Source organism: Arthrobacter sp. 01T425, assembly GCF_056398725.1.
Window position 1 is genome coordinate 48086 of sequence record NZ_JBFTPY010000025.1, and the last position, 17472, is coordinate 65557.

The 17472-nt window shown below is 67.2% G+C and carries 17 protein-coding genes; 12 read left to right on the plus strand and 5 right to left on the minus strand.

Annotated elements, in window-relative coordinates; genetic code table 11:
- Nucleotides 1-183 precede the first annotated feature (183 nt).
- Nucleotides 184-3711, plus strand: a complete 3528-nt coding sequence (locus AC1DNG_RS20055; RefSeq protein ID WP_476888088.1) for an ATP-binding protein — start codon at nt 184-186, stop codon at nt 3709-3711.
- A 96-nt stretch (nt 3712-3807) separates the two neighbouring features.
- Here the strand turns inward: AC1DNG_RS20055 and AC1DNG_RS20060 are convergent, their stop codons facing one another.
- Nucleotides 3808-4302 (minus strand): FBP domain-containing protein, encoded by a 495-nt coding sequence (locus AC1DNG_RS20060; RefSeq protein ID WP_476851702.1) that lies wholly within the window; start codon nt 4300-4302, stop codon nt 3808-3810.
- 501 nt (nt 4303-4803) lie between these two features.
- Between AC1DNG_RS20060 and AC1DNG_RS20065 the strand changes: the two genes are divergently transcribed.
- The 6 genes from AC1DNG_RS20065 to AC1DNG_RS20090 all read left to right on the plus strand — a co-directional run bounded on the left by AC1DNG_RS20065 (nt 4804) and on the right by AC1DNG_RS20090 (nt 11399).
- Entirely contained in the window at nt 4804-5913 is a 1110-nt protein-coding gene (locus tag AC1DNG_RS20065) for an iron-siderophore ABC transporter substrate-binding protein (protein WP_476888089.1), read from the plus strand.
- A 9-nt stretch (nt 5914-5922) separates the two neighbouring features.
- On the plus strand, nt 5923-6990 hold the full coding sequence (locus AC1DNG_RS20070) for a FecCD family ABC transporter permease (RefSeq protein ID WP_476888090.1): 1068 nt from the start codon (nt 5923-5925) through the stop codon (nt 6988-6990).
- A gap of 134 nt (nt 6991-7124) precedes the next feature.
- Nucleotides 7125-8162 carry a FecCD family ABC transporter permease gene (locus AC1DNG_RS20075; RefSeq protein WP_476888094.1) on the plus strand — a complete coding sequence of 346 codons (1038 nt, stop codon included), beginning with the start codon at nt 7125-7127 and terminating at the stop codon, nt 8160-8162.
- A 1-nt stretch (nt 8163) separates the two neighbouring features.
- Nucleotides 8164-8994: an ABC transporter ATP-binding protein gene (locus tag AC1DNG_RS20080; RefSeq protein WP_476874345.1), complete on the plus strand. Its 831-nt coding sequence runs from the start codon at nt 8164-8166 to the stop codon at nt 8992-8994.
- A 119-nt stretch (nt 8995-9113) separates the two neighbouring features.
- On the plus strand, nt 9114-10136 hold the full coding sequence (locus AC1DNG_RS20085) for a siderophore-interacting protein (protein ID WP_476874346.1): 1023 nt from the start codon (nt 9114-9116) through the stop codon (nt 10134-10136).
- A 408-nt stretch (nt 10137-10544) separates the two neighbouring features.
- Nucleotides 10545-11399 (plus strand): SGNH/GDSL hydrolase family protein, encoded by an 855-nt coding sequence (locus tag AC1DNG_RS20090; RefSeq protein WP_476860473.1) that lies wholly within the window; start codon nt 10545-10547, stop codon nt 11397-11399.
- A gap of 10 nt (nt 11400-11409) precedes the next feature.
- On the opposite strand, the gene AC1DNG_RS20095 is transcribed toward AC1DNG_RS20090, so the two are convergent.
- Complete coding sequence (locus AC1DNG_RS20095) at nt 11410-11697, minus strand: YciI family protein (RefSeq protein ID WP_018776102.1); 288 nt, start codon at nt 11695-11697, stop codon at nt 11410-11412.
- Between the two features lie 102 nt (nt 11698-11799).
- On the opposite strand from AC1DNG_RS20095, the gene AC1DNG_RS20100 reads away from it, so the two are divergent.
- Together AC1DNG_RS20100 and AC1DNG_RS20105 are read left to right on the plus strand one after the other, a co-directional pair.
- A complete protein-coding gene (locus AC1DNG_RS20100) occupies nt 11800-12279 on the plus strand; it encodes a MarR family winged helix-turn-helix transcriptional regulator (RefSeq protein WP_223915074.1) in 480 nt (159 codons plus the stop codon).
- Nucleotides 12280-12361: 82 nt separating this feature from the next.
- On the plus strand, nt 12362-13123 hold the full coding sequence (locus AC1DNG_RS20105; RefSeq protein WP_476851695.1) for an SGNH/GDSL hydrolase family protein: 762 nt from the start codon (nt 12362-12364) through the stop codon (nt 13121-13123).
- A 9-nt stretch (nt 13124-13132) separates the two neighbouring features.
- Here AC1DNG_RS20105 and AC1DNG_RS20110 read toward each other — a convergent pair whose 3' ends face one another.
- From AC1DNG_RS20110 to AC1DNG_RS20120, 3 genes are read right to left on the minus strand one after another with little or no spacing between them, the layout of a single operon-like run.
- Entirely contained in the window at nt 13133-13903 is a 771-nt protein-coding gene (locus AC1DNG_RS20110; protein WP_476851724.1) for an FAD:protein FMN transferase, read from the minus strand.
- A 40-nt stretch (nt 13904-13943) separates the two neighbouring features.
- Complete coding sequence (locus AC1DNG_RS20115) at nt 13944-14477, minus strand: FMN-binding protein (RefSeq protein WP_476888091.1); 534 nt, start codon at nt 14475-14477, stop codon at nt 13944-13946.
- Nucleotides 14474-15916 (minus strand): ferredoxin reductase family protein, encoded by a 1443-nt coding sequence (locus AC1DNG_RS20120; protein WP_476888092.1) that lies wholly within the window; start codon nt 15914-15916, stop codon nt 14474-14476. Before AC1DNG_RS20120 ends, AC1DNG_RS20115 begins: the two co-directional genes overlap by 4 nt.
- 505 nt (nt 15917-16421) lie before the next feature.
- Between AC1DNG_RS20120 and rpmB the strand changes: the two genes are divergently transcribed.
- Genes rpmB through rpsN form a run of 3 tightly spaced genes read left to right on the plus strand, consistent with a single transcriptional unit; the run spans nt 16422 to nt 17135 of the window.
- Nucleotides 16422-16658 (plus strand): 50S ribosomal protein L28, encoded by a 237-nt coding sequence (gene rpmB, locus AC1DNG_RS20125; protein ID WP_011693744.1) that lies wholly within the window; start codon nt 16422-16424, stop codon nt 16656-16658.
- A complete protein-coding gene (rpmG, locus tag AC1DNG_RS20130; RefSeq protein WP_003798558.1) occupies nt 16658-16825 on the plus strand; it encodes a 50S ribosomal protein L33 in 168 nt (55 codons plus the stop codon). Before rpmB ends, rpmG begins: the two co-directional genes overlap by 1 nt.
- 4 nt (nt 16826-16829) lie before the next feature.
- On the plus strand, nt 16830-17135 hold the full coding sequence (rpsN, locus tag AC1DNG_RS20135) for a 30S ribosomal protein S14 (protein WP_026266887.1): 306 nt from the start codon (nt 16830-16832) through the stop codon (nt 17133-17135).
- The last annotated feature ends 337 nt before the right edge of the window (nt 17136-17472 follow it).

Here is a 17472-nt window from a genome sequence, read left to right on the forward strand (position 1 = left end):
CGCAGTCGCTGCGGACGCCCACGGTGACCCGTACAACGACGACGGCGATGCCGCCCCGGGAGTGGCATCGGGCCTGTCGGAGCCGCGCGCTGAGCTGATCGAAGATCAGCTGCGCGGCGCAGGGGCGGGGGCGGCATCGCCGTCGTCGTCACCCAGCCACACTGAAGAAGCCGAGGAGACCAAGTGAGCATCGCAACCATGCTGCCGATGGGTGAGCTCACGAACCCCGGCCAGATGCGCCTGGCCCTGGTCCAGGTGGTCAACTGGGGCACATTCCATGGCGCCCACACGATGCACGTGGACCGCAACGGCACACTGCTGACCGGCAATTCGGGCGTCGGAAAGTCCACGCTGTTCGATGCCATGCTTCGGGTCTTCGACGCCCGTCCGCGCTCCAACGAAGCGGCTGCACAGCGGGCAGGCGGCGCCGTCGAGGACAAACGCACCACGTTCACGTACATGCGCGGCAAGGTAGGCGACAAGGCCGTGGGGGAGGGCTCGGCGAGTGCGTTCCAGCGCCCCGGCGCGACCTGGTCCGCCGTCGCGCTGACGTTCGACAACGCCGCCGGCACGCGGGTGACGGTTTCGGCGCTTTTCGACCTGCCCAAGAACGGCACGGAATCCAGCGTCGGCCGGTACTACGTGATCGATAACAAGCCGCTGGCCCTCGCGGCGATCGAGGGCATCGCGGAGAAGCGGTTCACCAAGTCTGCGCTGGACGCGATCTTCCCGGACGCCCAGATCTTCGACGTCCACAAGGCCTTCGCCGAACGATTCCGCCGGCTTCTCGGCATCAACTCGGATCAGGCCCTTCCGCTGCTGCGCGTTATCCAAGCCGGCAAGGGTCTCGGGGGCAGCGTCAACACCTTCTTCCGCGACCAGGTCCTCGATGCCCCTGCCACGCTGGCCGCGGCGGATGACGTCGTCGAGGAATTCAGCAACCTCATGTCCATCCGGCAGCGCCTCGAGGACGTCCGGCAGCAGCGCGACCAGCTGGCCCCCGTCCCCGGGCTGAACAAGGAATACGCTCAGGCGCTCCTGGACGCGAACCGGCTGCGGGACCTAACAGGTGAGGAATTCGAGGCCTACAAGCAGCAGCTCGCGGTCACAGTCCACGAGAAGACCCTGGCGCGGCTGAAGGAGCTGGCCCAGGCGAAGGCCACGGACCTGGCCGCCGAACGCGCTGTCCGTGACGGCTTCGCCAGGGAACTGCGCCAGCTGGAGGGCGAGTACAACAACCAGGGCGGCAACGCGATTTCCGCGATCGAGCAGTCCCTGGAGAACGCCCGGGTGGGGCTCAAGCTCCGGCAGGAAGTCGAGGCATCGACCCGTAAGGCGCTGACCGACGCCGGGCTGGAACTGCAGTGGTCGGCCGCCGGCTGGGATCAGGCCCACGAGCACGCCGCGGCACGCTCGGCTGAGCTCCAGGACGATTCCGAGGCGCTCAAGGAACTGCGCTTCGAGGCCTTTGATGGCCACGCCACCCGGAAGCGCGAACTCGCCGCGGCCCAGCAGGAGCTCGTCTCGCTGAAGACGCGCAAATCGTTGCTGCCGCCGTCGAGCATTGAAAACCGGAGCGCCATTGCCGCTGCCACGGGCGTGCCCGAGGAGCAGATGCCTTTCGGCGGCGAGTTGATCGACCTTGCCGAGGGCCAGGAACAGTGGCGCCCGGCTGCCGAGCGCGCGCTGCGGAGCCTGGCCACCACGCTGCTGGTCCCGGGCGAGCACTTCGCGGCAGTCACCCGTTACCTCAACGACCATTCCGTGCGCGGGGCGCTGCGTGCCGTGGACGTCTCCCGGCCCCTGGCCGGCGGCGCGCTGGCCGTCGAGGACGTGGCCGATCGCGACCTGCTGACCAAGCTCAGTTTCCTCACCGATGCCGGGCTGCCGGCCGGGCCACACGCCCAGGCGCTTGCGCAGTCCAGCGCCTGGCTCCGCGAACGGATTGCCCTCGACTTCGCCTACCCGTGTGTGGAAAACCCGGACGAGCTCGCCGGCCTGGACAAGGGCCTGAGCCTGGGCGGTGTGGTCAAGCGCAACCGCCACACAGTGGAAAAGGATGACCGCTTCACATCCCGCCAGGACTACGTCCTCGGGTTCGACAATGCCGCCAAGCTCGAACTGGTGGCGGCCCAGGTTGAGGACCTGCAGCAGGAGCTGGCCAAGGCCGCCGAGCTGGCGCAAAGCCGGGAAGAGTCGCACCAAGGCATGACCCGGCAGCTTGAAGCCTTGCGCCGGGTGGCCGAGGACCACCGGCCCTGGGAACAGGTGTCGGCCGCCGTGGCCGGCGAGGAGCTCGCCCGGATCGAGAAGCGCCTCAAGGACGCCCTCGCCGCACAGGCCGACCTCGAACCGCTCCGCGCCAGCATCGAAGCCGCGCGGCACAAGCACCAGTCCAGCACCGAATCCGCGGCCGTGCTGCAAAGCGAGTACAAGGCCCTCGATGCGCGCATGACCGCCGCTGGTGCGCTGCTCGATGCCGCACGCACCCGGCTGGCGCAGGCACCGCCGTCGGACGCCGGCGTCGCCGCGCTGGAACCGTACTTCACCGGCTTCGGTGACGTCCTGGAGATGCACGAACTCGACAACCTCGCCAACCAGGTCCGCACCAGGCTCCTGGCCGAACTGCACGTCGCCGAGTCCCGCGGGCAGGCCACCTCGGAGCGCCTCACCCGCATTTTCGAGGGTTTCGTCCGGGAGTGGGGCACGGCGATATCCGCGGACCACGGCACCTCGATCGGCGCCGCGGGGGAGTTCGAATCCCGCTACCACGCGATTGTCAGCGACGGGCTGCCCGCCCAGGAGGCCGAGTTCCGGCAGTTCTTCAACCAGCGGACGCACGAATCCTTTTCCACCCTGCTGCACCTGCTCGACGAGGAGCGGCGCGCCATCACGAGCCGCATCCTGCCGCTGAACGGGATCCTGTCCGAGGTCAACTTCCACGAGGGCAGCTTCCTGGAACTCGACATCAAGCAGACACTGCCGGCGACGGCGAAGCAGTTCAAGGACGCCATCCAGAACGCGCTCAAGGTCCGGCACACCCGGCCCGGCAAGGCGGTTACTGCAGCGTCCGCTGCTGCGTCCGGAGCGGAGGGGGACGACGACGCCGAGCTCACCACCCGCTACAAGTCGCTCGAAACGCTCGTGAAGCGGCTCGGCTCGCAGACCCCGGAGGACCGCCGCTGGCGGGCCGAAGTGCTGGACGTCCGCGGCCACCTGTTCATCCAGTGCAAGGAACACCGCGAAGTCCAGGGTGCCGGTTCCAAGGGCGCCGGTGCCAAGGGGGCAGCGAAGGGCGCGAAGAAGACCGAGGTCTACATGCACGCGGACACCGGCTCCATGTCCGGTGGCGAGCGGCAGCGCTTCACCGCGTTCATCATGGCGGCGGCGCTGAGCTACCAGCTGGGCATCGCCGAGCAGGGCTTCACCACGTACGGCACGGTCATGATGGACGAGGCGTTCGTGCTCGCCTCGGAGGAATTCGCCGGCGCGGGCATCAAGGCGCTGCATGAGTTCGGCTTCCAGCTCCTGCTGGCCGCGCCGGAGAACGTCATCGACCTCTCCCGGCACCTTGGCTCGGTGACGGAGATCCTCCGGGACAAGCGCACCAACCGTTCCGGCGTCCTGACGGCTCCGGTGATCGCCGCACGTCCGGGCACGGAGGGCACCTGGCGCTCCGAGGCGAACCCCGTGGACATCGTCCTGCGCTGACCTCACCCCTCTCCCTTGAAGCAACGCGGGGTCACTTACGGCCCATAAACGCCACCGTAATGGGCCGTAAGTGACCCCGCGTTGCTTGTGTCGGGGCTAATTGCCTTGGACGCGCTCCACGAACTGGGCCGTGCGGGCCACCAGCCCTTCGATCTGCCGCAGCACGACCGCGGCCGGGTCCGGGTTGATCTCGTTGGCCGCAGGCTCCACCCTGACATTGCGGCAGCACAGGAAATCGGCGCAGATCAGGGTGCCCAGCGTGTTGCCGTTGCGGCCGGACTGCCCGGCGCGCTTGGCCACCCACAGCAGGACGTCGTCCTTGGAGAACACGTCCCGGCACAGCTCGCAGAGCACGGAACGGTTCTTCTTGGCCCCGCCTTCAGGGGCCCGGAGCATGATGCCGGTGGGACCCTTCGGCCCCTGCACCACGAGATAGCCGCGGAGGGGCATCTTCGCGTCCCGCCAGGCCAGGAAGTCCAATGCTTCCCAGTCCAGGGTGTCGAAGCTCTTGGGCAGATTGAGTTTGGCGGCTTCTGAGCGGCTCGCGTTGATGAAGGACGAGCGGATCTGCTGCGCCGTGAATTTTTGCATGACGGACACTTTCGAAAATCGGATGGCTCCGGCCAGAAGGGCGCGCGGCGCGCCAGGGGGCTTGTGGGCGGATGACTGCCAGCCTGCAACTCCGGTGTGGGGCAAGGCGTCTCGCGCGACTAGTCCGTGCTGGTTCGGGACTCCGCGGGAAGGGCCTGCGCGGGCGGGGCTGGCAGGAGCGCGGGCGCGTAGCAGGCCACAGCGGCCACCCCGCTAACCGTGGCAACAGTCATCGTCGCGATGTCCATGCTCACTTCCCCCGTCCCAATACATCACCGGTTCCGATTATCCGGCGAGCCCATCCTTGCAAAGCCCGGGATTCGTGTCCAGTTCGCATTCCGCACCCGGCGGCTGGGCCTTGAGTAGTGCAACGAGGGGCGCATCGATGCTCCGGTGCACTTCAAAGGGCAATTGAGACAATTACGTTACTCAAACCTTTCTTAATTATACAAAGGATAGGCTAGCCTTACTTAGGTTTACATCACTTACCTAAGGAGTTCCGTGGCTTCCGCCCTTTTCACCCGTTCAGGCGGCCGCCCCGCCGGCCGCCGCCTCCGCAAGAGCGCAGGGCGGGCCGCAGCCCTCCTGGCCGCCGTCGCGCTGACCCTGACCGCCTGCTCTACCGGACCTGCCAGCTCGACGGCGGCGGACGCTCCCTCCCAGCCGGCCAGCACCGTCTTCCCGGTGACCATCAAGCACGTCTTCGGCGAGACCACCATCAAGGAACAGCCCAAGCGCGTAGTCACCGTTTCCTGGGTCAACGACGACGTCGCGATCGCCCTCGGCGTGGTTCCCGTGGGCGTGCCCAAGAACGAATGGGGCGGTAACGACAAGGGCTCCACACCGTGGAAGGACGCCGCACTGGAAGAGCTCGGCGCCGGGTTCGGTTCCGCGAAGGCCCCCGTCCAGTTCTCCGAGGCTGACGGCATCAACTTCACCGAGATCGCCAAGCTGAACCCGGACGTCATCCTCGGCGCCTACTCCGGCCTGACGGAGGAGGACTACAAGAAGCTCAGCGAGATCGCCCCCGTCGTGGCGCACCCGGAGCTGGCCTACGGCACGCCGTGGCAGGACTCCACCACCATCATCGGCAAGGCCCTTGGCAAGGAAGCCGAAGCTGCCAAGCTGGTCTCCGACACCGAGGCCACGATCAAGGACAAGGTCTCCAAGTACCCCCAGATCGCCGGAAAGTCCTTCATCTACGGCAACTTGGAACCGGACAAGAGCGACGGCGTCAACGTCTACACCGCCAACGACAACCGCCCCCGCTTCCTCAACGAAATCGGCATGAAGCTCGCATCCGTTGTCGAGGACAACTCCAAGGGCTCCAAGGAATTCTTTATCCCGTGGTCCGCCGAAAAGGCCAACGAACTCACCTCGGACATCTTCGTGACCTGGGTGCCGGATGCCGCCACCACCGACTCCATCAAGGCTGACCCGCTGCTGGGCCAGATCCCGGCCGTCAAGACCGGCGCGCTGGTTGCCGACTCGAACAACACGCTGACCCTGTCCATCTCCGCTTCGTCGCCGCTGAGCCTGCCGTGGTCCCTGGACACGTTCCTGCCGCAGCTGGCCGGCGCCGCGGACAAAGTCGCCGCCGCAGCGAAATAACACGCTTCCATGACAATCAGTACGGCGACGGCGCCCGCCGGCAGTGTGCCCGGCGCACCTGTCGCCCCCGCCAGGAGGAAAGCCGCCGCCAAGCAGGCCGCCTGGCTGCTGGCCGCCGTCGTCGTCCTTGTCCTGGTCTGCGCGGCGTCCCTGGCTGTGGGTGCCCGCGGAGTCCCGCTCGGCACGGTCTGGCAGGCCCTGACGCAGTTCGACCCCGCCGACGGCGACCATGCCGTCATCCACGCCCGCATCCCCCGCACCGTGCTCGGTCTGTTGGCCGGCGGCGCCCTCGGACTGGCAGGCGCGACCATGCAGGGGGTGGCCCGCAACCCGCTCGCGGACCCGGGGATCATCGGTGTCAACGCCGGCGCGGCCCTCGCCGTCGTCACCGGGATCTACGTCTTCGGCGTCTCGTCCCTGACCGGCTACATCTGGTTCGCGTTCATCGGCTCCGCGGCAGCCGCCGTCGTCGTCTACCTGATCGCGTCACTTGGCAGGGAAGGCGCGACGCCGGTCAAACTGGCACTGGCTGGCGCGGCCCTGAGCGCGGGGCTGTATTCGCTGATGAACGTCGTCCTGGTCTCCAGCCAGGACACCCTGGACCGGTTTCGCTTCTGGCAGGTCGGCGGGATCGCCGGCCGGGACTGGTCGGTGGTGCTGCCCGGGCTGCCGTTCCTGGCCGCCGGGGCGCTGATTGTGCTGTTCACCGGACGCATCCTTAACAGCCTGGCCCTCGGGGATGACATCGCCCGCGGCCTGGGCCAGCGCGTCGGACTGGTCCGCGCCGTCACCGCGCTGGGCATTGTGCTGCTCTGCGGCTCGGTCACGGCGCTGGCCGGGCCGATCGGATTCGTCGGCCTGGTGGTTCCGCACGCCGTCCGCTTCCTGACCGGCCCGGACTACCGCTGGATCCTGCCGTTCTCGCTGGTCCTGGCACCGGTGCTGCTCCTGCTGTCGGACGTGGTGGGCCGTGTCATCCTGTTGCCCGGCGAAGTCCCGGCGGGCATCATGACGGCGCTGGTGGGTGCGCCTGTCTTTGTGTGGCTGGTCCGCCGCGGGAAGGGGGCAGGGCTGTGAGCAAGGCAGACCTCGCCAACGTCAGGCGCGAGCTGGGGGAGAACGCACCCGCCGAGCGCGAACTGGCCGAACCGGCCGGCCCGGTCCGCGCCAATGGGGGGCCGCTGCGCAGTGCGCTGATGGGCCGTGTGCTGATGGGCCGTGTGTCGATGGGCCGGACGGCCCTGCTGGCCTTCGCCGTCGTTGTGCTCCTCGCCGTCAGCATCCTGCTGGGCAGCTACACCGTCACCGTCCCGGACTTCGTCAGGATCCTCACGGCCCACCTCACCGGTGGCGAGAGGATCCCCGGCGCCAGCTTCATCGTGATGGAAACCAAGCTGCCGCGGGCAGTCATCGGCACCATGATCGGCATTGCCTTCGGGCTCTCGGGCACCCTGTTCCAGACGATGCTGCGCAATCCACTGGCCAGTCCCGACGTGATCGGCATCAGCTACGGGGCCAGCGCGGCCGCCGTCACCGCCATCGTCGTTTTCGGCGCCTCCGGAGCGGCGGTGTCCGGCGCGGCACTGTGCGGGGCCGTGGCGGTAGCCGTCCTGATCTACACAATCTCGCGCAGCGGTTCCCTCGGATCTGGCGGCGGCAATCACTCCAACACAGCCGGAAGCCGGCTCATCCTGGCCGGCATCGGCATCGCCGCGGCATTGAACGCCGTGGTCAACTTCCTCATGACGCGGGCCGATATCCGCACCGCGGCCGAGGCCCTGATCTGGCTGAACGGATCCCTGAATTCCGCCAGCTGGGACCGTGCCGGAGTGCTGGCCCTGGCGCTGCTGGTCCTGGTGCCCGCCGCCGCCGTCCTCGCCGGCCCTCTGCGCATCCTGGAACTCGGGGACGACGCCGCCGCCGGGCTCGGCATCCGGGTGGGCATCACCCGGCTGGGCGTGGTGGCCGTTGCCGTCGCCCTCGCCGCCGTCGCCACTGCAGCCGCCGGGCCCGTGGCCTTCGTCGCCTTCCTGGCCGGCCCCATCGCGCGCCGCTTCACGGGCAAGGCCAGTCTTCCGGCCGGCGCGTTCGTCGGCGCCCTGATTGTCCTGGCCGCCGACTACTTCGCCGCCAACATCGCCCCCCTGCTGCTGGACGGCACCGTCCTTCCCGTCGGTGTGGTCACCGGCGCGCTGGGAGCACCGTTCCTGCTGTGGCTCCTGGTCACGGCCAACCGAAAGGACGCCTGACATGGCAGTTCTCAACGCCAAGGACCTGACGCTGCAGTACGACCAGCGCCGGGTGGTGGAAGGCCTCACGGCGGAGATTCCCGAGGGGAAGGTGACAATGATCGTGGGCGCCAACGCCTGCGGCAAATCCACGCTCCTCCGCGGCCTGTCCAGGCTGCTGAAGCCGGCCGGCGGCACCGTGACCCTGGACGGCAAGGACATCCATTCCCGCCCGGCCAAGGAACTCGCCCGCATCCTCGCCCTGCTCCCGCAGCACCCCACCGCCCCCGACGGCATTCTGGTCCGGGATCTCGTGGGCCGCGGACGCTACCCGCACCAGGGGTTCTTCCGCAGCTGGAGCGCGGGTGACGATCTCGCTGTGCACCGTGCGCTGGAAGTCACCGAAACCCTGGAGCTCGCCGAACGCAACGTCGAGGAACTCTCGGGCGGGCAGCGTCAGCGCGTCTGGATCGCGATGGCGCTGGCCCAGGAAACCGACGTTCTGCTGCTCGACGAGCCAACCACCTACCTGGATCTGGCCCACCAGGTGGAGGTCCTGGACCTGATCACGGACCTGAACCGGCGCCGCGGCACCACCGTGGCAATCGTCCTGCACGACCTGAACCTGGCGGCCCGGTATGCGGACCATGTCATCGCCATGAAAGGCGGCAGGATCGTGGCCGAGGGCACCTCTACCGACGTCGTCACCGAGGACTTGGTCCGACACGTCTTCGGCCTGGACTCGCGGGTGCTGCCCGACCCCATTTCCGGCACGCCACTGATCATCCCGCTCGGCCGGCACCACGCCGAGTTCCCAAAAGCAGAAACAGCAACCCTGGAGTTGGTCCCATGAGGGCAGTTAACAGCAGTGCAACAGCCGGCAGTGCAACGGGCGGCACTGCAGCAGGCAGCAGCCAGTCGCGGATACGCCGTACTCCCTCTGGGGTAAGCAACCAGCCGCCCAGCCAACCAATGACCCTGGCGTTCGACGTGACGGTCGCCGCGGTGCAGGAGCTCAGCCCCAACTTCCGCCGGGTCACCTTCGGCGGGTACTCCCTGCGTGGCTTCGGCGTCCACGGCGAAACCCTGGACCTGCGCGTGAAGCTGATGATCCCGTCCCTTGCCGAGGACAGCACCCAGCTGCCGCTGCCGGTGTTCCACATGGAGCAGTCCGGCTGGTACCAGGAATGGCTGGCCATGGATCCCGCGATCCGTGGCTCCATGCGCACCTACACGGTGCGGCAGGAACGCCTCGACTCCGTGTATCCGGAGATCGACGTCGACTTTGTCATGCACTTCGACGCCGCCGGAAACGGCGGACCCGCCGCGAACTGGGCGCTGAACGCCAGGCCCGGCGACGCCCTCACCCTCATTGGACCCAACAACCGGGCCGCGCACTGTGTCACGGCGGAGACCTACTCCGGCATCGAATGGCGGCCGGGCCTGGCCCAGCGCGTACTGCTTGCCGGTGACGAGACCGCTGTCCCGGCCATCAGCGCCATCCTGGAAAGCCTCCCGTCGTACATCAGCGGACATGCGTTTCTTGAGGTCCCCGAGCCCGGCGACTTCCTGGATCTGAGGTCCGACGCCGACGTCGAAATCACCTGGCTGGCACGCGGCGCCTCGATCGGCCGCTCACGTCCGCACGGCGAACTCCTGCAGGAAGCCGTCCGCGCCGCTGTTCCCGAACCCGGCTGGGTCGGCCTCCGGCCGCCCTCTGATTCTGCGGCCGGCGGCGGGGCAGGGCCCGAACCCGATGACGTGAACGTGGACCAGGACATCCTCTGGGAGACCCCCGCCCGGATGGACGCCGCGATGATCGGAGCCGGCAAGAACCCGGACAAGCCCGCCGGGGCACTGCCGTTCTACGCCTGGATCGCCGGCGAAGCGGGCACCGTCAAGGAGTTACGGCGGTACTTGGTGCGGGACGTGGGGATTGACCGGAAACAAGTCGCGTTCATGGGGTACTGGCGGCAGGGGAAAGCTGAGCTCTAACTGACGCTCCCGCAGGTCCTGCGGTTCTTGCCCCGACGCTCCCGCAGGTCCTTCCGGGCTTACGCCCGCCACCGCTGCTTTGCCGTCGCTCCCGTTGTGCAGGTTGCTGTGCGGCTTCGCCCGCAATCCCAGTTTTGCCGTCGCTTAGACACCTCCCGCCGCCTCGTTCGGCCGCGGGCGGCCTCCCTCGGCTCTGGTCGGCGATGCGCTCCTTTGCAAAACTGCGATTGCGGCCTTGGGGGCGGCTCACCTTCGCAAAGCATCGGCAGCGGTCGGGGGGCTCACCTTGGGTGCGTCCCATCTGTCACGTTGAGACTCATCTGTTGCGGTTGCGGCTCGCTCGGCCGGGTCATCTTGGGTTAACTCTCCCTTTCCCTGGCCGCTTTTTGCGGGGGTTAGTTTGGACGGATGGGTTCAGTTCCTTTGCTTCCGGATCGAGGCGGGCGGCGGGTCTTTGTTGCCTTGGGGGATTCCTTCACCGAGGGCGTGGGGGACTACGATCCCCGCTTCCCCAACGGCGTGCGGGGCTGGGCAGACCGGGTTGCGGAGAGGCTGGCCAAGGCGCAGCCGGGGTGGGAGTACGCCAATCTGGCCATCCGCAGCAAACGGCTGCGCCACATCGCCGGCGAACAGCTTGGTCCCGCCGTGGCCATGGAGCCGACCCTCGTCACGCTGTACGCGGGCGGCAACGACATCCTGGATTTCGGCACGGACATCGGGGCCCTCATGCGGGACTACGAGTCCCTGGTGGCTGCGCTCGCCGGCACTGGGGCAACCCTGGTGCTCTTCACCGGCTTCGACGTCAAGGTCTCGGCGCTGCTGGAGCCGCTGAAGAAACGCAACGCCTTCTATAACCGGCGCGTCCGCGAGATCGCCGGCCGCTACGGCGCGGTGCTGGTGGACTACTGGTGCTTCGACGCCTTCCATGACCCGCGGATGTGGGATTCGGACCGGCTGCATATGTCCAAGGCAGGCCACAAATACCTCGCCTCACAGGTCCTGGACCACCTCGGCGTGCCGCACAAGATCAAACCCAGGGAATGGGAGCCGCCCGTGAAACCGGGCCTGCGGGAGTGGGAACGCCGGCAGCGCCGCTGGGTCCGCGACTGGGTATTGCCGTTGTTCGGGCGGAAGCTCCGCGGCGTAACCCTCGGCGATCAGCTCCGGCCGCGCTGGCCCGAACCCGTGCGGGTCCCACGCAAGGGCGGCCTGAAGAAACTGCTGCCCGACCAGCGCGCCAGCGGCCAGCCCGGCGCCGGGTAGCCGCCGGGACTTAGCTGTCCAGCAGGTTTTCGTAGCCCGGAGCCACCCTGTTGGCGTGGAACTCCATGACCTCGAATTCAGCCACACCGTTGACGTAGAACGGGTCCTTGGCCAGGGCGGCGTCAAGGCTGGCCCGGTCCGCGTTCGAGAGCAACAGACCGCCGGTGCGGGGGATTTTGCGCCCCGCGACCATGAAGACGCCGTCGTCGAAGGCTGCCTGCAGCCACGTCACGTGCGCCGGAAGATGGAACTCCACAATGTCCTCGGGGACTTTGTATGTCAGGGAGACTACGTACATGCGGCCAGCCTACCGGTAGCTGGCCACGGACAGGCGGGAAGTTTTCCGGAATTGCCCGGCTGAAGTTGAATCGTCAAGCTTCCAGTCTCCTAGAATGTAGCCATGACAGAACCCCGCTGGCTCAACGCCGACGAACGCCGGGCCTGGCTGGCCCAGCTCAGCATCAACACCATGCTGCCGGCCGCCCTGGACACCCAGCTCCACGCCGCGGGCAAGCTTTCCCTGTTCGACTACAACGTGCTGGCGATGCTTTCCGAGGCCGAAGGGCGCTTCCTGCCCATGAGTGAGCTCGCCGCGCGCACCAGCGCCTCCCTGTCCCGGCTCTCGCATGTGGTCACCAAGCTGCAGAACCGCGGCTGGCTGGAGCGCAGGCCGCACCCGGGCGACGCCCGCGTGACCACGGCCCACCTGACCGATGCCGGAATGCAGACTATTGTGAAACTCGCCCCGGGGCATGTCGAGGCGGTCCGCTCACTGTTCCTCGACGCCCTGAGCCCCGAGGACGTCGCGGACCTGGCCCGGATCGGCGAAAAGATCGTGGCCCGACTCGACGACGACCACTGGATCCTGCGCGACATCTAAGCGCGACAGCCGAAGGCGCCGCAGTCCGACGTCGGGCATCACCGTCTTTGTTGCTCACGGCAACTGCTGGCAGACTGGATCCATGGATTTCACGTCCCGCTATGTAGCCCTTGGAGACTCCTTTACGGAAGGCGTCGGCGACGACGACCCTACCCGGCCCAACGGTGTCCGGGGCTGGGCGGACCGGGTGGCAGAGGGGCTTGGCGCCGCCGATCCCGGCTTCGGGTACGCGAATCTTGCCATCCGCGGACGGAAACTCCGCCAGATCCTGGCCGAACAGGTCGATGCCGCCGTCGCCCTCAATCCCACCCTGGTCAGCATCTACGCTGGCGCCAACGACATCCTCCGGCCCAAGGTCGACATCGATGACCTGCTGGCCGAATACGATGCCGGAATCCGCAAGCTCACGGCCACGGGCGCCACCGTGGTGATGTTCACCGGCTTCGATGCGCGGGGTTCCAAGATTTTCGGCACCATGCGCGGCCGTACGGCCATCTACAACGAACTGGTTCGCGGCATCGCCGGGGACCACGGGGCCCTGCTGGTCGACTACTGGCGTTTCAGCGAGTACTACGACTGGGGCATGTGGGCCACGGACCGGATGCACATGTCTGCCGCCGGCCACGCGAACATGGCCAAGCGCGTCCTCACGGTGCTGGCACACGAGCACTCGATTGACGTCCCGCCCATGACGCCGGTTCCCGAGCTGAGCCGGGTGGACGCCCTCCGCGCGAATGCCCGGTGGGTCCGCGAATTCGCCGGCCCGTGGGTTGTCCGGCGCGTCACCGGCAAGTCGTCCGGCGACGGCCTGGAGCCGAAGTACGGCCAGCTGACCCACCTCTAGAACGGCACCCTAGGCGCGGAACCCCGGCGTCGCGAGCAGTTCCCCGTCGCGGCGGACGGCGAGGACATCGATCTCCCAACCGTCCGTGGCCCGGTGCAGCATCGCGGTCCCGCCGGCCACGATCGCCGTCGCGAGCACATCGGCGGTGACAATGTCTGCCGCGGCCACGGAGACCTGGGCGAACCCTGCGCCGGATGAGCCCGCAGTCCGGCTTCCGGCTCCTGCTGCCCAGATATGGTCACCCCGCTCCGCTGAGCCCGACGTCGCAAGGGCGCACCGGGGGCCAGGTCCGCCCAGCTCGTAGGCGGCAAGCAGCGCCGAGCGGTCCAGCGGGTCAACGACGCCGGCCGCCCACGCGGTTCCGCTGCCCGGCACGGGCGAGCCCATCACCAACACGTCGCCGCCGGCATTCAGGCACCAGTCGGTGATCCCGCGGCTCCGCAACGCCTCACCGGCCTGCCCGATCGCGTAGCCCTTGATAAGCCCCGAAAGGTCCAGCACACCGTCGGGCCGCTCCGGGGAGAACGCGCCCTCCGTCCTGAGCCGCCAGCCGAGCGCCTCCGCGTAGCGGTCCCGCATCGCGGCGGATGAGTCCCGCAGGGAAAGCTCGCCGCGCGCCAGCCGGCTCGCCTCCGAATCGGGACGGTACAGGCTGAACGTTTCGTCCAACCCGGCAAAGACGCGCTCGACGGCGGCGCTTGCGGCGTCGAGCCCGCCCTCCCCGCCCACAGTTTCCGGGACGGCCCCCGCTGGAACGGTCAGGCTGATGACTGTGCCCATCGAGCCAAACGTCCTGGCCCGCAGGGCAGAGCCGCCCAGCTCAGAGGTTGGCTGCATCGAGGGCCGCCTGCAGGGAGTTCAAGTACGCCTCGGAAGTCACCGTGGCACCACTGATGGTCTGCACATCCGCGGACTGGGATTGGAGCACTTCGGCGCGCAGGAGCGGGGCGGCCCGGTTGCTGATCTGCACGGACTTTCGTTCAGCATCGGTCAGCTGCAGCGCCGTGACGTCGGTGATCTTTCCGGCTTGAACCGTGATTTGCACCTGCACGGAGCCGAACCGGGTCTGGACGACCGAGCCAGGGTACGTGCCTACGGCCTTGGCCGAGGCCCCTGAGGTGCCCGCACCCGACGCGCCGGACGAAGCTGTTGAGCCGGACGAACCCGTGGAGCCGGACGAACCCGTGGAGCCGGACGTTCCGCTTGAGCCGGACGAACCCGTGGAGCCGGTGGTCCCGGCGGCCGCGCTTGCGACGGAGCTGCCGGTATCGGCTACATGGACGCCGGACTGCCAGCCGGCGATGAGGATGCCGGCGGAGGCCAGGGCGGCTGAAACTGCTGCGCGGGTTCTCACCAGTCGAACCTTTCGTAGTGGATTTGGTCTTCCCGGACGCCGGCTGCGCGGGCGTCTTCAAGCACGTTGTCTGCCCAGGCGGAGGGGCCGCAGACGTACACGTCGGCGTCGGCGATCTTCGGGTCATAACTGGCAAGCCGGTGGCCGGCACGGGCGGCGTGCTCCGGAAGCCAGGTCTGGATGCCGGCCGGGCGGGAGCCGGTCAAGTGGAAGAGCGTGGCGCCGCGGCGCCGGCAGAGATCGAGGATCTCCTCGCCCAGGTAGAGCTCGGATTCGCTGTGGCCGCGGAGGATGACAGTGGCGTTGCCGGGCTGGAATGGCGTGCTCTCCAGCAGGGCACGAACCGGCGTGATGCCAATTCCGGCTCCCACCATGACCACATGGGTGCGGCTCCGCGCGGACGTGCTGAACAGCCCGTACGGTCCCTCCACTGCCACCTTGGTGCCGGGCTTCAGCGACGCCAGCTGGGATGACCCCTTGCCCAGGTTGCGGACAGTGATCCTCAGCGTGCCCTGGCCGGCGGCGTCGAAGTGGACAGGTTCGGCGGACAGACTGAACGGATGCGGATGCCACCACAGGCCCGGAGCCAGGAACCGCCAGATAAAGAACCGGCCGCCACTGCCCGCCAGCTCGTCCAGTCGAAGGCCGGACATCTCAATGCTGACCACCCCGGGGGCCACCCGCACCACGCGCTTGACGGTCAACTGGTGCCTGAATGTTGCCACCACAGGCTGGACCACCCGGTAGTAGAGGAGCGCGGCGCCGGTCGCGATGCAGAGGGCCAGCCAGTACCAGCGCTGCCAGGTTCCCTCGGCAAAGAGACCGCCCACACTGAACTGGTGGGGGAGCGAGGTCAGGACGGCCGCGTACGTCAGGAGGTGGACGGCGTACCAGAATTCGTAAGGGAACCGACGTCGGACGGCTACCAGGGAGGTGACGACGACGGCGATGAACAGGAGCATGGAAATGTAGGCCAGCCACATGTCAGGCACAAGGACCCAGAGGGCAACCGACTCGCTGACGGGGTCCAGCCCTTCCGCCATGCCGTAGCCGATCGCAATGAGGACTCCGTGCGCCAGCAGCAGGTACAGGGCCGGTTTGCCCAGCTTGCGGTGAAACTCAAGGGCGCGGTCGTGGCCGACTGTCTGGTCGATGAGTGGGATTCGGGCCGCCAGCAGCAGCATGAGAAGCACCAGGTCCATGCCGGCGAGGCCGGCTACAATCCCCAGCGCGGTGAAGGAACCGGCTGGAGTCGAGAAGCCGGCCATTCCGCCGTCGGCCAGCCACAAGGCGACCGCGCCGGCCAGCGACGTCCAGAAAAGGACCGTCAGCAGATCCGCTCTTAGCAACCGCCGGCGGTACTGCGCCCTGAAGGGGTTCACAGCGCCGCCGGAGCTGCGGCGAATCCCGGGACGGTTCGTCAGAAGTTGTGTGTTCATGGATCCAGAATTGCCCCCCTGCCTATCATTTCGCTGTGAAAAGCCTTCTTCGGGCATATGACTCGGGAGGGCACCGGCCCGACGCCTGCACTGGCTGTGGGGCGCTACCCTATACACCATTCAGCGCCGGATTGGTCTTTAAATCGCCGAACTCGTAGACTTGGTAGGCGCTAGGTGGCGCGGAGCGTGCGCAATTGCTCCGGTTGGCAGGACCCGTCTGAAAAATCGACGGTCCTGGAGGCCGGTAGTTAGGGGCTCAAGTTGCGCGCATTCCTGTATTCGCCCAGCATCCCGGCACTTCGCAATGACGGTCCAACAGACCGCCGGCGCCAGGTGCCCGTGGCCCACAATCTTCGCCGCAGTGAGGAAGCAGACGGTTTGTGCCGTCTGCCTGAATCCCGCGGACAACGACGGTTGGGGGAGGAAGCCGGATGCGAACGCCGCCCAACGCACGGTCAACGGGAACTCCGTTAGCCGTTTCATTTATTTTTTGAGGAGAGTCGTCATGGCAGCACACTGCCAGGTGACCGGAGCCGAGCCGGGCTTTGGACACAGCATTTCGCACTCGCACCGTCGCAACAAGCGCCGGTTCGACCCGAACATCCAGAAGAAGCGCTACTGGGTTCCGTCCCTGCGCCGTAATGTCACGCTGCAGGTTTCTGCTCGTGGCATCAAGACCATCGACGTACGCGGCATTGACGTAGTCGTCGCCGCCATCCTGGCACGAGGAGTGAAGCTCTAATGGCAAAGGATAAGGACGTACGTCCGATCATCAAGCTGAAGTCGACCGCGGGCACGGGCTACACCTACGTGACGCGCAAGAACCGTCGTAACGACCCGGACCGTCTGGTCCTGAAGAAGTACGACCCCAAAATCCGCCAGCACGTCGAATTCCGAGAGGAGCGCTAAACACATGGCTAAGAAGTCAATGATCGCTAAGAACGAACAGCGTAAAGTCATCGTCGAGCGTTACGCTGCAAAGCGCCTCGAACTGAAGAAGGCTCTGGTTGATCCCAACTCAACCGACGAAGTACGCGAAGCTGCACGCCTCGGCCTGCAGAAGCTGCCCCGCAACGCCTCGCCGGTCCGTCTGCGTAACCGCGACATCATCGATGGCCGTCCGCGCGGTACCTTCCAGAAGTTCGGCATCTCCCGTGTTCGCTTCCGCGACATGGCTCACCGCGGTGAGCTCCCGGGCATCACGAAGTCTTCCTGGTAATTCAGGACTCCTGAAGCCAGTGGCTTGAAGAAGGGCCGGCAACCATTTGGTTGCCGGCCCTTCTCGCGTTTAAGGACTTGGCGGCTTCGCGGCCCCCACTGTTCCCTTCGGCCGTGACGCACCACACACTGCTGGCTTACGACGCCGGCGGGCCTGGTTGGGTGGTTTTGGGTTGTGGTGGCGGGGTTTTTGGGTGGTGGGGTGGGTGTGGGGGGTGGAGTTGCGGTGGGGGCGTGGTGGGTGTATTGTTTTCTAAGTCGCCGCGAGGGAGACCAGCGGAAATGCTGGGAACCGGAGGCGGCCAATCCCCTAAATTTCAAGACCGGATCTGGTCGGC